Below are 19,878 nucleotides of genomic sequence, written 5' to 3'. Positions count from 1 at the left end.
AGAAATCATCGGTAACGCGTCCGCTCCCTGCGCAACGACATAGGCGACGCGGCATGTTCACGGTATTTCGCGGTGTCCCGACCGCCGTAGCTCCGACCGAGGTGGAGTCATGTCTGCTGCCCAGCACACTTCGCTGCCGTTGACGGCAGCCCAGAGCGGGGTCTGGTTCGCGCACCAGCTGAATCGGAATTCTCCCGTGTACAACGTCGGCGAATTCGTGGAAATCCACGGACCGGTCGACGGGGACCTGTTCGAGGCCGCCCTGGAGCAAGTGGTCGAGGAGGCCGGGGCGTTGCGCATCCGGCCGGTGGAGGAGCGCGACGGCCCCCGGCAGGTGCTCGACGGACGCCCTCAGGTGCTCGACGGACGCCAGCAGGTGCTCGACGGCCCGCGGCACGTGCGCGGCGGTCCGCCCGGCCCCCCGCTGGTCCGGCTCGATCTGTCCGGGGAGGAGGATCCGGAGGGCGCGGCGCGCGCGTACATCGCCGCGGACCTGGCCCGGCCCGTGGACCTGGGCGAGGGGGAGCTGTACGCGTACGCGCTGATCAAGCTGGCCGAGGACCGGTACTTCTGGCACCAGCGCTACCACCACGTCCTCGTGGACGCGTTCGGAGCGGCGGCCGTCACCGGGCGCGTGGCCCGCGTCTACACCGCGCTGGCCGCCGGTGAGCCAGCCGACGAGGGCGCCTTCGCGCCGTACGCCGCGCTGCTGGAGGGCGAGAGCGCCTACCGGGGTTCCGAGCAGTACGGCAAGGACCGGGCGCACTGGACCGAGCGGTTCGCCGACCGTCCCGACGAGATCGCCACGTTCGCCGCCTCCGGGCGCGCCGCCCCGCCCTCGGACACCTTCCTGCGGCACGTCACGCGGCTGTCCCCCGAGGTGCTGGACCGTCTGCGGACGACCGCCCGCGCCGCCCGGACCTCCTGGTCGGCCGTCGTCGTCGCGGCGGTCGCCGCGTATCTGCACCGGGTCACGGGACTGCGGGACATCACCGTCGGCATTCCCGTCTCCGCGCGCCAGGGGGCCCTGGCGCGGAACGTTCCGGGAATGGTCTCCAACGAACTCCCCCTGCGTGTCGGCCTTTCCCCGGAGATGACGGTCGGGGACGTGTTACGGAAAGCCGCGGGGGAACTCAGGAATCTGCTCCGGCACCAGCGCTATCCGTACGGGGATCTCCGTCGCGATCTGCGGCTGCTGGACGAGGGGCGGCATCTTTTCGGCCCCATGGTGAACATCATGTCCTTCGATTTCGACGTCACGTTCGCCGGGCATCCGATCACCGTGCACAACATGTCGAACGGGCCGGTCGGCGACCTCTCGATCGCCGTGTACGAGCGCTCCGACGGCAACGGGCTCCAGTTCTCGTTCGACGCCAACCCCGCCCTCTACGAGGCGGACGAACTGGCCCGGATCCAGGAGCGTTTCCTCTCCTTCCTCACCGAGCTGGCCTCGGCTGACCCCTCTCTCCCGCTCGGCCGGCTGGACACGCTGACCGGCCCGGAGACCGAGGCGGCCCGCTCCGGCGGCGGAGAGCCGCCCCGCCCGGTCGCCTCCGCCACGGTCGCCGATCTGTTCGCCGCCCAGGCAGCCCGGACCCCCGAGGCCCGCGCCCTCGTCTCGCCCGGCCGCGCTCTCACCTTCCGCGAGCTCAACGCGTCCGCCAACCAGCTGGCCCATCTGCTGGCCGGCCTCGGCGCCGGACCCGAGCGGTGCGTGGCCCTGGCCCTCCCGCGCGGCGCGGACACGGTCGTCGCCCTGCTCGGCGTCCTCAAGGCGGGCGCCGCCTATGTACCGCTGGACCCGGAGCACCCGGCCGAGCGGACCCGGCAGATCCTCGCCGAGACCGCCCCGGCGCTGATCCTGACCACCGCCGCGTCGGCCGGGACGCTGCCCCGGGACGAGGACACTCCGGTGCTGCTGCTGGAGGACGCCGGTCTCGGGCTGCCCGGACTTCCGGTGTCCGACCCCACGGACGCCGACCGCACCCGGCCGCTGCGCCCCGGGCACCTCGCGTACGTCATCCACACCTCCGGCTCCACCGGCCGGCCCAAGGGCGTCGCCGTCGAGCACCGCAGTCTGGGCAACCTGTACGAGCACCACCGGCGCGTCCTCATCGAGCCCGCGGTGGCGGAGGCCGGGGTGGAGCGCCTCCGGGTGGCGCTGACCAACGCGTTCGTGTTCGACGCGTCCTGGACGGCGCTGCTGTGGCTGGTCGCCGGGCACGAACTGCACGTCGTGGACGACGCGACCCGCCGGGACGCGGGTGCGCTCGCCGCGTACGCCGACCGGCACGCCGTCGACGTGCTGGACACCACACCCACCCACGCCCGCCAGCTGCTGAACGCCGGGCTGCTGGAGGGCGGGCGCCGGCCCCGGGTGCTCGTGCTCGGCGGCGAGGCCGTCCCGGACGACCTGTGGGCCGAACTCCGCGCCACCCCGGGCCTGACCGCCCGCAACGTGTACGGACCGACGGAGTGCACGGTCGACTCGATGTACTGCGATCTGCGCGCCGCGGCCGCCCCCGCGATCGGCCGCCCCGTCGACAACCTGGCGGCCCGGGTGCTGGACGGCGCCCTGCGGCCCGTGGCGGACGGGGCCGTCGGTGAGCTCTTCCTGTCCGGCGCCGGACTGGCCCGCGGCTATCTCGGCCGGGGCGCGCTCACCGCGGAACGGTTCGTCGCCGATCCGTTCGGCGCTCCCGGCGCGCGCATGTACCGCACCGGAGACCTCGTCCGGCGGGGCGCGGACGGTCTCCTCGTCTACGTCGGCCGGGCCGACACCCAGGTGAAGCTGCGCGGATTCCGCATCGAGCCCGGGGAGATCGAGTCCGTCCTGGCCGGCCATCCGGCGGTCGCCCAGTGCGCCGTCGTGGTGCGCGAGGACCGGTCGGGGGTACGACGGCTCGTCGCCTACGTCGTGACGGTCCCCGGTGCCGCCCTGCCGGACGCCGGAGCGCTGCGGGAGTACCTGGCCGCCTCCCTCCCCGAGTACATGGTCCCGGCCGGTTTCGCCGCCCTGGACGCCCTGCCCCTGACCCACAACGGGAAGCTCGACCGGGACGCCCTGCCCGCCCCGGAGATCACCGCCGCCGCCGACAGCCGTGCGCCCCGCACCCCCGTCGAGCGGACGCTGTGCGCCCTGTACGCCGAACTCCTCGGCGTGGACCGGGTCGGTATCGACGACAGCTTCTTCGCCCTCGGCGGCGACTCCCCGCTGGCCGTGCGGCTGGCCGCGCGGGCCCGGGAGGCGTCGATCGTCGTCGCGCCCCGGGACGTGTTCCTGCACAAGACCGTCGCCGGGCTCGCCGAGGTGGCACGCCGGCAGCCCGAGGAGGGCGGGGAGCGGCCCGTCCGCCCGCTGCCCGGACCGGACGACGCCGAGCGCGCCGCCCTCGCCGTCTCCCACCCCGGGCACACCGCCGTCCTCCCGCTCACCCCGCTCCAGGAGGGGATGCTGTTCCACGCACACTACGAGGGCACGGCGGGCACGGCGGGCACGGCGGGGGCTGCGGGCAGGGCGGGCGCGGCGGGCATCGACCCGTACATCGCGCAGACCGCGTACGAACTGACCGGCCCGCTGCGCCCGGACCGGCTGCGGGCCGCCTGCGACGCGCTCCTCGCCCGGCACGAGTCGCTTCGCGCGGCCTTCACGCACTCCTCGTCCGGCCGGGCCTTCCAGGTGATCACCGGGGCGCGCGAGGTGCCGTGGACGGAGCTGGACCTGACGGGACTGCCGACGGACGGTCACGGCCAGGACGGCCAGGACGGTCAGGACGGTCAGGACGGTCAGGACGGTCAGAGGGAGCGGATCGCCCGGGAGCTGGCCGCCGACCGCGCCCGGCCGTTCGACATGGCCCGCGCGCCCCTCGTGCGCTTCCTGCTCATGCGGCTGGCGGACGAACGGCATCTGTTCGTGCTCACCGGCCATCACATCGTCCTCGACGGCGCCTCGCTCGGCCTGGTCCTGGACGACCTCCTCGACACGTACGGCGGCGGTGAGGGGGGCGCAGCGGCACCGCTCGGTCTGCGCGACTACGCCGAGTGGCTCGCCGTACAGGACGGGCGGGCGGCCGAGAAGGCGTGGGCCGCGACTCTGGAGGGCGTCGAGGAGCCGACGCTCGCGGTGCCCGACGCCGATCAGGACCGCCGGGCGCCCGTCCTGGCGGAGCAGGTCCGGGTCGCCCTCGATCCCGCGCGCACGGCGGCGCTGACCGCGACGGCGCGCGCCCGCTCCCTCACGGCCAACACCGTCGTCCAGGCCGCGTGGGCGGTGACGCTCGCCCAGCTCACCGGCCGTGACGACGTCGTCTTCGGTACCACGGTCTCCCTGCGCCCGGCCGAACTGCCCGGTGTCGAGCGGCTGGCCGGGCTGCTGATCAACACGGTGCCGGTGCGGGTGCGGCTCGACGCGGGCGAACCGCTGGAGCGGCTCCTCGCCCGGGTCCAGGACGAGCAGGCCGCCCTCTCCCCGCACCACCACCTCGGCCTCGCCGACATCGGCCGGACCACCGGGGCGGACCGGCTCTTCGACACCTCCACGGTCTTCGAGAACCACTCCGGGGACTCCGGGGCCACCGGGGCCGTCCGGGAGTCGGCCGGGCTGACCGTGCGCGCCACCGACAGTTACGGGGCCACCCACTATCCCCTCACACTGATCGCCGAGCCGGGCGAGCGGCTCGGCCTGCGGCTCGCGTACCGGCCCGACCTGGTCGACCGGACGACCGCACAGGCGGTCCTCGCGCGCACGGCCCGGTTCCTGGTGGCGTTCACCACCGCGCCGCACGCGCCGCTCGCCGCCGTGGACCTGCTCTCGGCCGAGGAGCGCGAGCACGTGCTGCACGCGTGGAACGCCTCCGTCGCGCCGCCGTCGGACTCCGCGATCCACCGGCGGTTCGCCGAGCAGGCGGCGCGCACGCCCGGCGCCGTCGCGGTCACCGGTGACACGGGCACCCTCACCTACGCCGAACTCGACGCCCGCTCCGAGGCGTTGGCCCACCGGCTGCTCGCCCTCGGGGTGCGGCCCGAGGAGCGTGTGGCGGTCCTCCAGGAGCGCTCCCCGGAGCTGGTCGTCTCACTGCTGGCGGTCCTGAAGGCGGGCGGCGCGTACATGCCGCTCGACGCCCGCTCCCCCGCCGACCGGCTGCGCGCGATGACGAGCGGCACGGGGGCCCGCGTCCTGCTCACCGACCTCGCCTCGCGGGACCTGGCGCGGGAACTCGCCCCCGGGCAGCTCCTCGTCGTGGACGGGCCGGCACCCGAGGTGCCCGCCACCACCGGCCCGCTCCCCGGGGTCCGTGCGGACCGGCTCGCGTACGTCCTGTTCACCTCGGGCTCGACCGGTGAGCCCAAGGCGGTCGGTGTCACCCACCGGGCGGTGCTGGACCTGACCGGGGACGGCGCGTTCGGCGGCGAGGCCCACCGGTCGGTGCTCCAGCACTCCACCCAGGCCTTCGACGCGGCGACGTACGAGATGTGGGTGCCGCTGCTCTCCGGCGGCCGGATCGTGCTCGCGCCGCCCGGACAGCTGGACGGGGCGGCCCTGGAGCGGCTGGTCGCCGAACACGGTGTGACCGCGCTGTGGCTGACGGCCGGGCTGTTCCGGCTGCTGGCCGAGGAGTCCCCGGGTGGTTTCGCGGGGCTGCGGGAAGTGTGGGCGGGCGGTGACGTGGTGCCCGGACACGCCGTGCGCGCGGTGCTGGCCGCGCACCCGGGGCTGGTCGTCGTCGACGGCTACGGGCCCACGGAGACCACCGTGTTCGCCGCGCGCCACCGGATGCGGGCCGGGGACGCGATACCGGCCACGGTGCCCATCGGGCGGCCGATGGACGGCATCCGCGCCTATGTCCTCGACGGTGCGCTGCGGCCCGTACCGCCGGGCGTGGCGGGTGAGCTGCACCTGGCCGGCGCCGGGCTGGCCCGCGGCTATCTGGACCGACCGGAGGCGACCGCCGAGCGTTTCGTCGCCGACCCGTTCGGGGCGCCGGGCGGGCGCATGTACCGCACCGGTGACCTGGTGCGCTGGAACGACCGGGGCGAACTGGTCTTCCTCGGCCGCGCGGACGACCAGCTCAAGATCCGCGGTTTCCGGGTCGAGCCGGGCGGGATCGAGGCCGCCCTGGCCCGGCACCCCGGGGTCGCCCAGTGCTGTGTCGTGGCGCGCGAGGACAGTCCCGGCGTCAAGCGGCTCACCGCCTACGTGGTGCCACCGCCGGGCGGCGAGGCGCCGGCTGAGGCCGAACTGCGCGCCCATCTGGCCCCGTTGCTCGCCGACTACCAGGTGCCGGCCGCGTTCGTGCCACTGCCGTCCCTGCCCCTGACCCGCAACGGCAAGATCGACCGGCGTGCGCTGCCCGCCCCCGCCGTCCCGGCCGACGCCGCCGGACGCGCCCCGGCCACGCCCCGTGAGGAACTGCTCTGCGCCCTCTTCGGCGAGGTCCTCGGCCTGGCCTCGGTCGGTCCCGACGACGCGTTCTTCGCCCTCGGCGGCGACTCCATCCTCTCGGTCCGGCTGGTCGCACGGGCCCGCGGGGCGGGGCTGGTCCTCACCGCCCGGGACGTCTTCACCCACCGCACGCCCGCCGCGCTCGCGGTGATCGCCCAGGACCTGGCGGCCGAGCCACCCGCCTGGGCCGAGGAAGCCGAACCGCCCCCGATCGCCCTGCCCGACGACGAACTGGCCGAACTGATGGCCGCATGGGAGTCCGCCCAGTGAACGCGACGCCGCACGCCGCGCCCCGGTCCGCCCCCGGGAACCGCCCGGACCTCGACATCCTGCCGCCGACCCCCCTCCAGGAGGGCATGCTCTTCCACGCCCTGTACGACGGTGAGGGCAGCGATGTGTACACCGTCCAGACCTCGCTGGAGCTGACCGGCCCCCTCGACCGGGACGCGCTGCGGAAGGCCTGCGCGGCCCTGCCCGCACGCCATCTGGCCCTGCGGGCCGGGTTCCTCCAGCGCGGGACGGGGCGGGCGGTGCAGATCGTGCCGCGCACGGTGGAGGCGCCGTGGGCGGAGGACGACCTGAGCCCGCTGCCGGAGGCGGAGCGGTCCGCCGCGCTCGACCGGATCACCGCCGAGGACCGGGAGCGCCGCTTCACCCTCTCCGCCCCGCCGCTCCTGCGGTTCCGGCTGCTGCGCATGGACACCGAGCGGCACGTCCTGCTCCTGACCAACCACCACATCCTGCTGGACGGCTGGTCGCTGCCGCTGGTCCTGCGGGATCTGTTCGAGCTGTACGACCGTGGCGGCGGCGCCGACGGAATGGCACCGGCGCCGTCCTTCCGCCGGCATCTCGCCTGGCTCGCCGCACAGGACCGGGAGGGCGCGCGGACGGCGTGGCGCGCGGCTCTCGACGGCCTGGAGGAACCCACGCTGCTGGGGCCCGCCGGTACGGGCGGCGCGGCGTCCGGGTTCCCGCGGCGGGTGGTCACCCGGCTCACGGAGTCGCTGACCGCCGAACTGACCCGCTGCGCCCGCTCCCGCGGTGTCACGGTCAACACGCTGGTGCAGGCGGCCTGGGCGCTGCTGCTGGCCCGTGCGACCGGCCGGCAGGACGTGGTGTTCGGGGCGACCGTCTCGGGCCGGCCGGCGGAACTGCCGGGTGTGGAGGAGACGGTGGGCCTGTTCATCAACACCGTGCCGGTCAGGGTGCGGCTGGACCCGGCCGAATCGCTCGGCGCCCTGGTGGAGCGCCTCCAGGAGGAGCAGGCCGGGCTGCTCCCGCACCATCATCTCGGTCTCGCCGACATCCAGCGCACGGCCGGACTGGGCGACCTGTTCGACACGGCGGTCGTCTTCGAGAACGCCCCCTTCGACGAGGAGTCGCTGGACCGGACGTTCGGCGGGGTGCGCGTCGCGCTCCTGGAGGACACGGCCACGACGGGCACCATGCACTACCCGCTCAGCCTGGTGGCCGTCCCCGGCCGGCGGCTGCGCCTCGACCTCAGCCATCAGCCCGGGGTAGTGGACCCGGCGGCGGCGCACGGGCTGGCCCGCACTCTGACACGGATCCTGGGCGCCCTGGCCGCCACCCCGGCGCTGCCCTGCGGCGGCGTCGGCGCGCTGGACACGGAGGACCGGGCGGCGCTCCTGGCCGCCGGGACCGGGCCGGCCGTCGCGCATCCGGCGACCACGCTGCCCGAGCTGTTCGCCGCACAGGCCGCACGCACGCCCTGCGCCCCGGCCGTCGTCTTCGAGGGCACGACCCTGACGTACGCCGAACTCGACGCCCGGGCCACGCGGTTGGCGCCCGCCCTGGTGGCGCGGGGCGCCGGGCCGGGCCGGGTCGTCGCCGTCGCCCTGCCGCGTTCGGCGGACCTGCTGGTGACGCTGTACGCCGTGCACAAGGCGGGGGCCGCGTATCTGCCGGTGGACCCCGACTATCCGCCGGACCGGGTGCGGTACATGCTCGACGACGCGTCCCCCGCGCTCGTGGTGACCCCGGAGCTGTACGGACGGCTGGCCGAGGAGCCGGTGGCGGGCGGCGGGGAGCTGCCGGGCGTGGATCCGCTCGCGCCCGCCTACATGATCTACACCTCCGGTTCGACCGGCCGCCCCAAGGGGGTGCTCGTCCCCCACCGGGGCATCGTCAACCGCCTGCTGTGGATGCAGTCCGCGTACGAACTCACCCCGGCGGACCGGGTGCTGCAGAAGACCCCGTCGAGCTTCGACGTGTCGGTGTGGGAGTTCTTCTGGCCGCTGATCACCGGCGCCGCACTGGTCGTGGCCCGGCCGGAGGGGCACAAGGATCCCGCGTACCTGGCGGAGCTGATCCGGCGCGAGGGCGTGACGACGCTGCACTTCGTGCCGTCCATGCTGGAGTCCTTCCTGCGCACTCCGGGGGCCGCCCGGTGCACCGGCCTGCGCCGGGTCATCTGCAGCGGTGAGGCGCTCCCCACCGCGCTCGCCGACCGCTTCCACGACCTGTTCGACGCCGCCGGCACCGCGCTCCACAACCTGTACGGCCCCACCGAGGCCTCCGTCGACGTCACCCACCGGCGCAGCACGCGCGGCCTGTCGACCGCCTCGGTGCCGATCGGCCGCCCGGTCGACAACACCGGCGTCCACGTCCTCGACGCGGGACTGCAGCCCGTCCGCCCGGGGGCCCCCGGCGAGCTGTACCTCTCGGGGGTCCAGCTGGCCCACGGGTACCACGGGCGGCAGGCGCTGACCGCCGAGCGGTTCGTCGCCGACCCGTTCGGCCCGCCCGGATCGCGTATGTACCGCACCGGTGACATCGTGCGCTGGACCGAGGAGGGCGAACTGCTCTACCTGGGGCGGGCGGACGACCAGGTCAAGCTGCGCGGCTTCCGCATCGAACTCGGGGAGATCGAGTCCGTTCTGGCCGCTCACCCCTCCGTCGGCACCGCGGCGGTCGTCGTCCGCGAGGACGGGCCCGGCGTCAAGCGCCTGATCGCGTACGTCGTCCCGGCGGACCCGGACCGTGCGGCGGAGTGCGACGCCGAGGAGCTGCGCGCCCACTGCGCCGACGGTCTGCCGGAGTACATGGTCCCGCAGGCGTTCGTACCGCTGGCGGAGCTTCCCCTGTCGCTCAGCGGGAAGCTCGACCGCAGGGCGCTGCCCGCGCCGGCGTTCACCGCCGCCGGCGGACGGGCCGCGCGGGGCCCGGTGGAGGAGACCCTCTGCGCGCTCTTCGTGGAGGTGCTCGGGGTGCCGGGCGTCGGTCCTGACGACGGATTCTTCGCACTCGGCGGCGACTCCATCCTGTCCATCCAGCTCGTCACCGCGGCCCGCCGGGCCGGACTCGCCCTCACCCCGCGCGACGTGTTCCGGCACCGCACGGTGGCCGCGCTCGCCGCGGTGGCCGCACCGGTGGACGCCGTGCCCGTCGCCGAGCCCGAGGACGCGGGCACCGGGCCCGTGCCGCTCACCCCCATCGCCCACTGGCTGCGCGCACAGGGCGGCCCGGTGGCCGGGTTCCACCAGTCCCAGCTGGTGCGGGTCCCGGCCGGGCTGCGCGAGGAGGATCTGGTCGCGGCGCTCCAGGCCGTCCTGGACCGGCACGACGCACTGCGGCTGCGTCTCGGTGACGACGGTGGCGCCGGGTGGGCTCTGGAGGTGACGGCGCGGGGCTCGGTAGGCGCCGCCGACTGCCTCATCCGGCACCACGGTCCGCGCGCGGCACTGGCGGACCTCGCCGCGGCGGCGCGGCGCGACCTCGACCCCCGGGCCGGCCGGCTCCTGCGGGCCGTCTGGCTCGACCGGGGCGAGACGGAGCCGGGGCGGCTGCTGCTGATGGTGCATCACCTCGCGGTGGACGGCGTGTCCTGGCGGATCCTGCTGCCCGATCTCGCGGCGGCCTGGCGGGCGGCGGCTGCCGGACAGGACGTCCACGCCGCGCTGGATCCGGTGCCGACCTCCCTGCGCACCTGGTCGCACCGGCTCACCGAGGCCGCCCACTCCCCGGCGCGCACGGCGGAACTGCCCCTGTGGCAGGCGGTGTCGGCCGCCGACGACCCCTTGCTGACCGACCGGCCGCTCGATCCGGCCCTCGATGTCTACGCCACCCGCGAGGACCTCACCCTCACCCTGCCCGTCCCGGAGACGGCCGCGCTGCTGACAACGGTGCCCGAGGCGTTCCACGCCGGGGTCGACGACATCCTGCTGACGGCCCTCGCCCTGGCCGTCGCGCACTGGCGCGGAGCGGAGCGAGGGGGTGGCGTCCTCGTCGACCTGGAGGGCCACGGCCGGCAGGAGGAGCTCGCCCCCGGGCTCGACCTCTCCCGCACGGTGGGCTGGTTCACCGCCCTGTACCCCGTGCGCCTGGACGCGGCGGTCACGGACTGGGACGACGTCCGGTCCGGCGGGGCCGCGCTCGGGCGGGCCGTGAAGACCGTCAAGGAACAGTTGCGGGCGGTACCGGACCGGGGCATCGGCTACGGACTCCTGCGCCATCTCAACCGCGACACCGGCCCGCTGCTCGCCTCCGGCCGCACCCCGCAGATCGGCTTCAACTACCTGGGCCGCTTCGCCGCGGGCCGCGCCGCCGACTGGGAGGCGGCCGACGAGGGGGACGCCCTCGTCTCCCCGGCCGACGCCGGGATGCCGCTGCCGCACGCCGTCGATCTGAACGCCGTCACCGAGGACGGCCCCGACGGCCCCCGTCTGGTGGCCAACTGGTCCTGGCCCGGCACGCTGCTCGACGAGGCGCGCGTACGTCAGCTCGCCGAGACCTGGTTCCGGGTGCTGCGCGCGCTCGTCGCCCACGCCTTGGGCGGCGGGGGCGGTCTGACCCCGTCCGACCTCGCGGTGGTGGCCGTCGCCGGTGAGCGGATCGGGCAGGACGAGCTGGAGACGCTCGAAGCGCGGTGGGCCGGGCACACGTTGACCGACGTCCTGCCCCTCTCCCCGTTGCAGGAAGGGCTGTTGTTCCATGCGCTGTACGACGAGGAGAGGGCGGACGTCTACCACGTGCAGCTGGCACTCTCCCTGGACGGCCCCCTCGACCGCGCCGCCCTGCGCGCCGCCTGCCGCGACCTGGTCCGCCGGCACGCCCCGCTGCGCACCGCCTTCGGCACGCTCGCCTCGGGCACTCCGCTGCAACTCGTGCTGCGCGACGTGGAACCGCTCTGGACGGAGCACGAACTGGCCCCGTCCGAGGGGGAGACGGAGCGGGCGGAGATCCTCGCCTCGGACCTGGCCCACCGCTTCTCCCTCTCCGGGCCGTCGCTCGCCCGCTTCACCCTCCTGCGGGAGACGGAGGAGCGCCACACCCTGATCCTGACGGTCCATCATCTCCTGCTGGACGGCTGGTCCCTGCCGGTGCTGCTGCGCGATCTGTTCGCCCTGTACGAGGCCCGGGAGCACGGCGCCGGGCAGCTGCCCGGGCCGTTGCCCGCGGCCGGCGTGCGCGAGCATCTGGCCTGGCAGGCCGGGCAGGACCGGGACGCCGCGGAGAAGGCCTGGCGGGACGCTCTGGACGGGCTCGACGGGCCGACCCTGCTGGCCCCGGGGGCCGCGCGCGGCGGCACGCCGTTGCTGCCGGAGCGGGTGGTGACGGAGCTGACCGAGGCGCAGACCACCGCGCTCGACGCGCTGGCCCGGACCCACGGGGTCACGCCCAACACCCTGATGCAGACGGCCTGGGCGCTCGTCCTGGCCGAGGCGACGGGGCGGCGCGACGTGGTCTTCGGCGCGACCGTGTCCCTGCGGCCGCCGGAGCTGGCGGGGGTGGAACACGGGGTCGGGCTGTTCATCAACACCGTGCCGGTGCGGGTGCGGCTGGTGGACGGCGAACCGCTGGACGGCCTCCTCGCGCGCGTCCAGGACGAGCAGTCCGCCCTCACCCCGCACCACCACCTCGGACTGCCCCGCGTCCACGCGCTGGCCGGCGGCACCCCGCTCTTCGACACCTCGACCGTCTTCGAGAACTACCCGGCGGACACCGCCGAGGTGCGCGCCGGAGGCGTACGGCTGTCCGGTCTCGAGGGCCGGGACGCCTACCACTACCCGATGACCCTCATGGGCGTCCCCGGCGACCGGCTGCACCTCCAACTGCGCTACCGGCCCGACCTGTTCGACCACGACACCGCCGAGCGCACCGCCGCGAGGCTCCGCGAGGTACTCACCGGGTTCCCCGCGATGCCGTCCCCGGCGGAGGGTCCCGTGGACACCGTACGCGCGGTGTTCGCGGAGGTCCTGGGGCTCGAACACGTCGGCCCCGACGACGACTTCTTCGCCCTCGGCGGCGACTCGCCGCGCGCGCTGCGGCTCGCGGGCCGGATCCGCGCCCTCGGCCTCGACCCACGGCTCCCGGTCCGCGCGGTCTTCGACCGGCCGACGCCGCGAGGGCTGGCGGGACGCCTCGGCTGACGGCCCCACCGCAGCCAGGCCCCCGTCCCCCTCACCTCCCACCACACCCATGCCCCGACACCCTGGAGGAACCCGACATGAGCAGCCCGTTCGACAACCCCGACGGCACTTTCCTGGTCCTCGTCAACGACGAGAACCAGCACTCCCTGTGGCCCTCGTTCGCCGAGGTGCCGGCGGGCTGGGCGGTGGCCCGGCCGGAGGGCTCGCGTCAGGACTGCCTGGACTACATCGGCGAGCACTGGACGGACATCCGTCCCGCGAGCCTGGTCCGGGCGATGGACGCCGACGCCGTACGGGCGCGGTGAGCACGCCCCTCGCGGTGGCGGCCGTCGCCTTCCTCGCCCGTGCGAGCCAGCTCGGTCTGTTCTCGGCGGAGGCGCTCATCCTCCTCGACCGGGGCGTCGCCGAGGGCGCGATCGGGCTGGTGATGGCCGCCGCCGCGGCCGGCGGGGCGCTGGCCCAGCTCGCCGCGGGCCGCTGGGGGCACCGCTGCCGCACCACCCGGATGACCCTGCTCGGCACGGGGGTGCAGAGCGCCGGCTGTCTGGCGTTCGCCACTCTCACCCCGTGGTGGAGCCTGGCCGCCGCCGACTTCCTGCTGATGGCGGGGGCGGCGCTGACCACCACGGGACTGCGCGCCACCCTGGCCGCGCACGACCCCGCCGGCCGGGCACCGTGTGCGGACCAACTGGAGCGGGCCTACGGCCGGCTGACGGCCGCGCAGATGCTGGGCGCGCTGGTCGGTCCGCTGGGCGCGGGGGCCGTACTCCTGCACGGGAGCACATGGGCGGCGTGGGCGGCCACCGCGGTCGCCCTCACCGCAACCGCGGCAGCAGGCACGGCGGACCGCACCGGCGAAGCCGTGCGACCGGCCATGACCAGGTCACAGCCGCAGCCGCCGAGCCCCGCGCACGAGCAGGTGCCACCAGCCCACACCAGACCGCGACCGCAGGTGCAGAGCCCCGCGCACGAGGGCGTTCCACCAGCCCACACCAGGCAGCGACCGCAGCCGCCGAGCCCCGCGCACGAGCGGGTGCGACTGGCCCACACCAGGTCACAGCCGGAGTCGGCGAGCCTCGCGCGCGAGGGGGTGCGATCGAAGCCGTCGAGGCTCGTGCACGACGCAGTGCGACCCGCCCACGCCAAGCCGCAGCCGGAGTCGACAGGCCCCGCGGGCGGGACGGTGGGGTCGGTCCACGTCGGGGTGCCCGCGGAGTCGATGTCCGGGCCCCGGCCGCCGCTCCCGGTCACGCTGTGGCCGCTGCTCGTGCTGTTGTTCGGTGTCACCGCGCTCTACGGCGGCTACTCCGTGGTCTGGGCGGTGTACCTCCGCGGGCTGGGGGCCCGGGACGCGGTGGTCGCCTGGTCGGCGGCCTGTCTGGCGCTGCCCGCGCTCGTCCTGTCGCCCCGGGCCGGTGCCGTCCTGCCCCGGGTGTCCCGGCCCGTCCTGATCCGCTGCGCGGCACTGGTCATCGGCTGCTGCGCCTGTCTGTACCCCCTGGTCGGCTCGGTGGCCGCGGCGATCGCACTGTCCCTGACCGAGGGGATCCTCCTGGCCGTCGCCCTGCCGCTGATCTCCGCGCAGATCGCCCGGGACGCCGGACCCGGCCGTACGGCGAGGGCCTTCGGCCTCCTCGGCACGGCGGACGCCCTCGGCAGCGGACTGGGCACGGCGCTGGGCGGGGCGCTGCTCGCCCAGGGCGGCGCGGGCGAGGCCTTCCGGTTCAGCGGCGTCCTGTGCCTGCTCTGCGCCGCCGCCTCCCTGGTCCCCGTCCTCCTGCGCCCACCCGTCTCACCCTCCTCACCCCCGATCTCCTTCTCTTCAGAAACCGGCAGGTCACCCCATGTACCACGCTCTTCCCCTCGAATACGTCCTGTCCGCCGCTGAGACCGAGCAGATCCAGGAGGCGCTCGCCGGCCTCCGCGGCTCCTCCCCCACCCCGGCACAGCCCGCGTTCTACGACCGTCACTGGGACGCCGCGGTCCACCTCCCGCCACGACTGCGCGGCTTCCTGGAGCACTTCCGTCGCACCGAGCCCGCCGCCGCCCTGGTGATCCACGGCTTCCCGGTCGACGACGCGGCCGTGGGGGCCACCCCGGCGCACTGGGCGGACGTACCCGCCGACGGCCCGCCCGGGGACCAGGAGCTGTTCCTGGCGATGGTGGGTACGGCCCTCGGCGACCCCTTCACCTTCTCCACCCTCCAGCTGGGCCGGGTCGTGCAGAACCTGCTGCCCATCCGCGGCGACGAGCTGCGGCAGAGCGGCCACGGCAGCGAGTGCCTGCTGGAGTTCCACACCGAGGACGGCTTCCACCCGGGCCGCTGCGACTATCTGCTGCTGTTCGGGATGCGCAACGACGAGCAGGTGCCGACCATCGTGGCGTCCGTGCGCGACGTCAAGATCAGTGACGAGACCGCGGATCTGCTCCGCACGCCGCGCTTCCTGATCCGCCCCGACGACGAGCACGTACGTCAGCTCCAGGAGCGCCACCCCGATCACCCGGCGCTGGCCGGCATGCTGCGGATGCAGTCCGCCCCCGAGCCCGTGCCGGTCCTGTCCGGCGACCGGGAGCGCCCCTATCTGCGCGTCGACTATCCGTTCATGACGTGCGCCGGCCGGGACGGGGCCGCCCAGCGGGCCCTGGACGAGCTCATGGAGGAGCTGGAGCGGGTCCAGCTCGACGTGGTCGTGGAGCAGGGCAGCCTGGCGGTGGTGGACAACTACGTCGCCGTACACGGCCGCAGGCCGTTCCGGGCCGCGCACGACGGCAGGGACCGCTGGCTCAAGCGCATGATCGTCAGCCGTGATCTGCGCAAGACGACCCCGCACGCGTCGCCCGGCGCCGCACGGGTCCTCTTCTGACCGCCCTCCGCACACTCCCCACAAGGAAAGGGACCGCACATCATGCGCACCATCGTCGTGTCCGGTGGCTCCAGCGGTATCGGCCTGGCCACCGTCGAGCGCTTCGCGCGCGCGGGCGACCGCGTGGTCAGCCTGGACGTCGCCGAGCCGTTGCAGGAGCCGCGCGGCCCGGTCTCGTGGGTCCGCTGCGACGTCGCGGACTGGCAGGCCGTCGAGGACGCCCTGGCCCGGGTGCACCGGGACCACTCCCTGGACGTCGTCATCGCCAACGCCGGCATCAGTGTCCGCCACGGTGTCCTCGACCTCACCGAGGAGGTCGCGCGCCGCGTGGTCGACGTGAACCTCCTCGGCACGCTGGGCATGTGGCGCGCCGCCGCCCGTCTGATGGCCGACGGGGACGGCGGGGTGCTGCTGGCCACGGCGTCCGTCAACGGCCGCCGCGGTTACCCGTACTACGCCGACTACAACGCCACCAAGGCCGGCATCATCGCCCTCACCCAGACCTTCGCCCTGGAGCTGAGCCCCCGTATCCGCGTGGCGTGTGTGAGCCCCGGGGCGGTGCTGACCCCCATGCAGCTCGCCGAGTACACCGACGAGATGCTGGCCGGCGTCAACGCCCGGATCCCGGCCGGCCGGCACGCCTCGCCCGAGGAGATCGCGGCCGCCTTCCACTATCTGGCCTCGCCCGAGGCCGCCTTCCTGACCGGCCAGGAGCTGGTCGTCGACGGCGGTGAGACGGCGGGGGCGACGACCGCCGAGTTCGGTACGGCCGCCCGCGCCTCCGTCCCGGCCTAGTCACGGCTCTGCCCGCCGCTCCCCTCCGCCGCCTCCCGTCCGACCGCGGCCCGCCCGGCCGGGCGGGCCGGTGGTGGTGCCGTACCCGCGACCGACCCCACGCCCGGAAAGGCAGGACCCGACACATGACAGCGACCTCCCAGGACGCCGTCGCTCCCCCGGGCGGCTCCGGCACGGTCCCGCCGGACGCGTTCCGCGCGGCGATGACCCGCTTCGCCCGCAGTGTCACCGTGGTGACCGCCTACGACGGGGCGGACCCGGTCGGCTGCACGGCCACCGCGGTCCTCTCCCTGACCGACCGGCCGCCGACGCTCCTCGTGTCGCTGGCCTCGGACAGCGGAACGCTCCGGCACGTCCGGGCCGCGGGCCGCTTCGGGGTGAGCGTGCTGCCGTACCGGCTGCGCGCGCTGGCCGCCCGGTTCGCGGAGCTGCCGGCGGACCGGCGCTTCGACGGGGTCGGCCATGGCGGCGCGTACGGCGCTCCCCTGCTCGACGGGGCGGTGGCCGGGATGGTGTGCCGTGCCACGCGGTACGTGTCCCTGGGGGACCACACGCTGGTCGTCGGCCAGGTGGTGCACACGGCGACGGACGAGGGCGCGGAGCCCCTGATCCACTTCGCGCGGCGGCAGACCCGGCCCGAGCGGTGACGCGGGCTCACCAGACCGGCGGGTGCAGCGCGAGGACGAGCAGCGTGCACGGCGAGTGCGCCTCGTTCAGTTCGTAGCCGAAACCGCTCGGTACGTAGAGGGCTTCGCCGACCCGCAGGCGCAGTTCCAGGGGACGGTCCAGCACGGCGCGGGCGCGTCCGGGCGGCGCGGGTTCGACGCGGCCGCCGCAGCTGCCGCGCACGGGCAGCAGCACGAGGTCGGTGGCGGCGGTGTTGCCACCGCTGTGGGCGCCGGGGTCGAGGGTCAGATACGAGCTCCCGACCCGGCAGGCCAGCAGTTCACCGAGGCCGGAGGTGAGGGCGGCCGTCCCGGCGGTCCCGCCGCCCGGGTCCGGCTCCCGTTCCGGGTCCGCGCGGTCGCGCCGCGGGCCGCTGTCCCCCATCGGCACGGCGTCGACCAGCACGGCGTCGACGCCGTCCGGCCACACCAGGGCCGGCCCCCGGTCGCGGTGCACCGACAGGCACAGGGCCAGATCCCTGACGAAGAGCTCCAGACCGGATGTGCCCTGGCCCCGGTCTCCCTCGTCTCCTTCGTAGTCCACGTCCCGCTCCGCTCCGCATCGCACCCGCAACGTCCCGCGTGCCGTGGTTCACGCGCGGACGGCCCGTACGTGGTGCACGGGACGTCCCGGGAAGGGCAGGTCTCCTGTTGTTCCGCCACATGACCGCAGGGCGAGCGGTGCCGGGGCCCCGGCCCGCACCTGCGGTTTGCAGGAACTCTGCTGCACATGGAGGGAGTTGCGGGAGTCCCGGGATCACGGTACCGAACCGTCGGCGGCCTCCGGGGTGTCGTCGAGGAGGCCCTGCTGTGCCGCGAGGACCCCCGCCTGGAAGCGGCTCTCGGCGCCGAGGGTCTCCATGATGTCCGCGATGTGCTTTCTCGCGGTGCGCAGGGACATGCCGATCCGGCGGGCGATGCTCTCGTCCTTGAGGCCGGCCGCGAGCAGCCGCACGATCGTCCGGTGGATGTCCTTGGCGACGAGTTCCAGGCCGTCGGCGGCGGCGTCGGAGAACGGCGCGGCCTGTGTCCACGCCTGCTCGAACACCTCGCACAGGTAGTGGACGACCGAGGGTTCCCGGATCACCACCGCGCCCCAGGTGCCGCCGCGTTCGGGGATGAAGGCGACCTTGCGGTCGAAGACGATCAGCCGGCCGAACAGCTCGTGCGCGGTGCGGTATTCGGCGCCGAGGGCGGACACGGTGGCGACATAGGCCTGGCTGGGTCCGTTGAAGCGTGCGGTGTGATGGTAGAGCGTGCGCATCCGCACCCCGCGGGAGAGCATCGCGGTGTCGCGGGCCAGTGCCTCCTGGAGGACGGCCGGCACCCGGTTCCCGCCGGGCTGGCTGGTGAGCATCTCCTCGGCGCACTCCTCGGCGGCCCGGTTCAGGGCGGCGCGTACCTCCTCCACCCCCGGGATCACCTCCAGATCGACGGACCCGCGGCTGAGGCTGTCCCGGTAGTGGCCGCGCAGATCGGCGAACTGGTCGCGGATGCGGTGCAGTTCGGTCTGCTGGGTGCGGATCGCGGACTCCATGGAGATGGTCACCACGGCGGCCACGAGGTCCGGGTCGACCGGGCGCAGCCGCGCCGGGTCGTCTAAGTCGGCTTTGAGCAGGCCGAGTCCGGTCAGCGAGACGACGGCGGCCTCCGCCTCCTCGCAGCCGAGGCCGAGTTCACGGCCGGCGCGCTCCGGGTCCATGCGTCCGTTCGCCGCCACCCATCGGTAGAGGGCCACCTCCCTGTCACTGAGCCGTACAGGCGGGTCGATTGCCCGGTTCTGTTCAGGTATAACCATTACATCCCCTGTTCGTTTTGCTGCGGGGCAGCTTGGTGAGCACCTCGATCGCTGGCCATGACCCCGTCGGGACGGAAGTCTTGAGGCACCGGAGATCGAATACACGGAACTACCGGTTCCGTTCAAGAATTCAGAACCAGGAGTGCCCCAGATGAAATCCTTCCGTGCCACCGCCGCCGCAGCGTCCGTCCTCGCGTGCCTCGCATTCGGCACGCTTATGGGAGCGACCCACACCCTGTCGGCGCCCGTGCCCGGAACGGTCACGCATTCCGTGCTCGCCGGCACGGCGGAGACCGACGACGACAGCGGCTGGGGCGGTCGGTACGCGGGCGACGTGATCACCGAAGCGGCCGGCATCGTCACCGACGGGGACAGCGGCTGGGGCAGCTCGGGCAGCTGAGCCGGTCCGCACACGGCTCGACGAGCCCCGGGAACGGCGTGACGGGATCGGGCAGAAGGTCACCACTCGGCTCGCACCCCCACCGTGTCGTCCCCCGATCACGGCGCACCATAACCCGCCCCGCCGGAGTCCGGCGCGGCGGCGCGCGCGACACGCCCGGCAGTCCTGACCGTCGAGCCGGCGAAGGCCCGGCCGCGAGGCCCTCGTCTTCACCAAGAAAGGCACATCCGTGAGTCCGTTCACCGTCGAAATCGTGAAGCAACTCAGCGACCGTGAGCTCGAAGTACTCGGCTATCTCGCCGAGGGCCACACGTATTCCTCCATCGCGCGCAGAATGAATCTCAGTCCGCACACCGTGGACACCTATCTGCGCAGAATCCGGGGAAAGGCGGGAGTCAGCAACCGGGCGCATCTGATGGTGCTGGCACTCCAGGTCTCCCGGCGCCTCGACCTCGGCCTGGCCCAGGCGTAGCGCTGCTTCCCCAGGACGGCGGAGGGCGCCGGCGGACGATCCCGCCGGCGCCC

Annotated in this window: 11 protein-coding genes; 9 read left to right on the top strand and 2 right to left on the bottom strand. The window is 74.5% G+C overall.

Annotated elements, in window-relative coordinates; translation table 11 throughout:
- The first annotated feature begins 109 nt into the window (after window positions 1-109).
- From ACYQ8Q_RS42635 to ACYQ8Q_RS42605, 7 genes are all read left to right on the top strand, one after another.
- On the top strand, window positions 110-6,712 hold the full coding sequence (locus ACYQ8Q_RS42635; protein WP_460072527.1) for an amino acid adenylation domain-containing protein: 6,603 nt from the start codon (window positions 110-112) through the stop codon (window positions 6,710-6,712).
- Window positions 6,709-12,831 (top strand): amino acid adenylation domain-containing protein, encoded by a 6,123-nt coding sequence (locus tag ACYQ8Q_RS42630; RefSeq protein WP_460072525.1) that lies wholly within the window; start codon window positions 6,709-6,711, stop codon window positions 12,829-12,831. The genes ACYQ8Q_RS42635 and ACYQ8Q_RS42630 overlap by 4 nt, the downstream gene beginning before the upstream one ends.
- A gap of 77 nt (window positions 12,832-12,908) precedes the next feature.
- Window positions 12,909-13,136: an MbtH family protein gene (locus ACYQ8Q_RS42625; protein WP_055635563.1), complete on the top strand. Its 228-nt coding sequence runs from the start codon at window positions 12,909-12,911 to the stop codon at window positions 13,134-13,136.
- Complete coding sequence (locus ACYQ8Q_RS42620; protein ID WP_460072523.1) at window positions 13,133-14,719, top strand: MFS transporter; 1,587 nt, start codon at window positions 13,133-13,135, stop codon at window positions 14,717-14,719. The genes ACYQ8Q_RS42625 and ACYQ8Q_RS42620 overlap by 4 nt, the downstream gene beginning before the upstream one ends.
- Window positions 14,676-15,695: a guanitoxin biosynthesis L-enduracididine beta-hydroxylase GntD gene (gene gntD, locus ACYQ8Q_RS42615; RefSeq protein WP_460072521.1), complete on the top strand. Its 1,020-nt coding sequence runs from the start codon at window positions 14,676-14,678 to the stop codon at window positions 15,693-15,695. Before ACYQ8Q_RS42620 ends, gntD begins: the two co-directional genes overlap by 44 nt.
- Window positions 15,696-15,737: 42 nt before the next feature.
- The gene (locus tag ACYQ8Q_RS42610; protein ID WP_460072519.1) at window positions 15,738-16,490 is read left to right on the top strand and encodes an SDR family NAD(P)-dependent oxidoreductase; all 753 of its coding nucleotides are present in this window, start codon (window positions 15,738-15,740) and stop codon (window positions 16,488-16,490) included.
- A 125-nt stretch (window positions 16,491-16,615) separates the two neighbouring features.
- Window positions 16,616-17,137, top strand: coding sequence for a flavin reductase family protein (locus tag ACYQ8Q_RS42605; RefSeq protein WP_460072517.1), 522 nt, complete (start codon window positions 16,616-16,618; stop codon window positions 17,135-17,137).
- 7 nt (window positions 17,138-17,144) lie between these two features.
- Here the strand turns inward: ACYQ8Q_RS42605 and ACYQ8Q_RS42600 are convergent, their stop codons facing one another.
- Together ACYQ8Q_RS42600 and ACYQ8Q_RS42595 are read right to left on the bottom strand one after the other, a co-directional pair.
- Window positions 17,145-17,699: a hypothetical protein gene (locus tag ACYQ8Q_RS42600; RefSeq protein WP_460072516.1), complete on the bottom strand. Its 555-nt coding sequence runs from the start codon at window positions 17,697-17,699 to the stop codon at window positions 17,145-17,147.
- 213 nt (window positions 17,700-17,912) lie between these two features.
- Window positions 17,913-18,893 (bottom strand): helix-turn-helix transcriptional regulator, encoded by a 981-nt coding sequence (locus tag ACYQ8Q_RS42595; protein ID WP_460072514.1) that lies wholly within the window; start codon window positions 18,891-18,893, stop codon window positions 17,913-17,915.
- Window positions 18,894-19,104: 211 nt separating this feature from the next.
- On the opposite strand from ACYQ8Q_RS42595, the gene ACYQ8Q_RS42590 reads away from it, so the two are divergent.
- Together ACYQ8Q_RS42590 and ACYQ8Q_RS42585 are read left to right on the top strand one after the other, a co-directional pair.
- Entirely contained in the window at window positions 19,105-19,353 is a 249-nt protein-coding gene (locus ACYQ8Q_RS42590) for a hypothetical protein (RefSeq protein WP_460072513.1), read from the top strand.
- Window positions 19,354-19,606: 253 nt separating this feature from the next.
- The gene (locus tag ACYQ8Q_RS42585; RefSeq protein WP_359002510.1) at window positions 19,607-19,825 is read left to right on the top strand and encodes a response regulator transcription factor; all 219 of its coding nucleotides are present in this window, start codon (window positions 19,607-19,609) and stop codon (window positions 19,823-19,825) included.
- Window positions 19,826-19,878: the final 53 nt, after the last annotated feature.

The sequence above is a fragment of the Streptomyces sp. YKOK-I1 genome (assembly GCF_054660435.1).
Note: the sequence above shows the minus strand (reverse complement) of the source record. Positions and strands in the feature narration are given on the sequence as shown.

Bases quoted from the DNA above. Each gene is read 5' to 3' on its own strand.
- ACYQ8Q_RS42605 (WP_460072517.1), top strand. From the start codon at position 16,616: ATGACAGCGACCTCCCAGGACGCCGTCGCTCCCCCGGGCGGCTCCGGC.
- gntD (WP_460072521.1), top strand. From the start codon at position 14,676: ATGTACCACGCTCTTCCCCTCGAATACGTCCTGTCCGCCGCTGAGACC.
- ACYQ8Q_RS42610 (WP_460072519.1), top strand. From the start codon at position 15,738: ATGCGCACCATCGTCGTGTCCGGTGGCTCCAGCGGTATCGGCCTGGCC.
- ACYQ8Q_RS42625 (WP_055635563.1), top strand. From the start codon at position 12,909: ATGAGCAGCCCGTTCGACAACCCCGACGGCACTTTCCTGGTCCTCGTC.
- ACYQ8Q_RS42590 (WP_460072513.1), top strand. From the start codon at position 19,105: ATGAAATCCTTCCGTGCCACCGCCGCCGCAGCGTCCGTCCTCGCGTGC.
- ACYQ8Q_RS42635 (WP_460072527.1), top strand. From the start codon at position 110: ATGTCTGCTGCCCAGCACACTTCGCTGCCGTTGACGGCAGCCCAGAGC.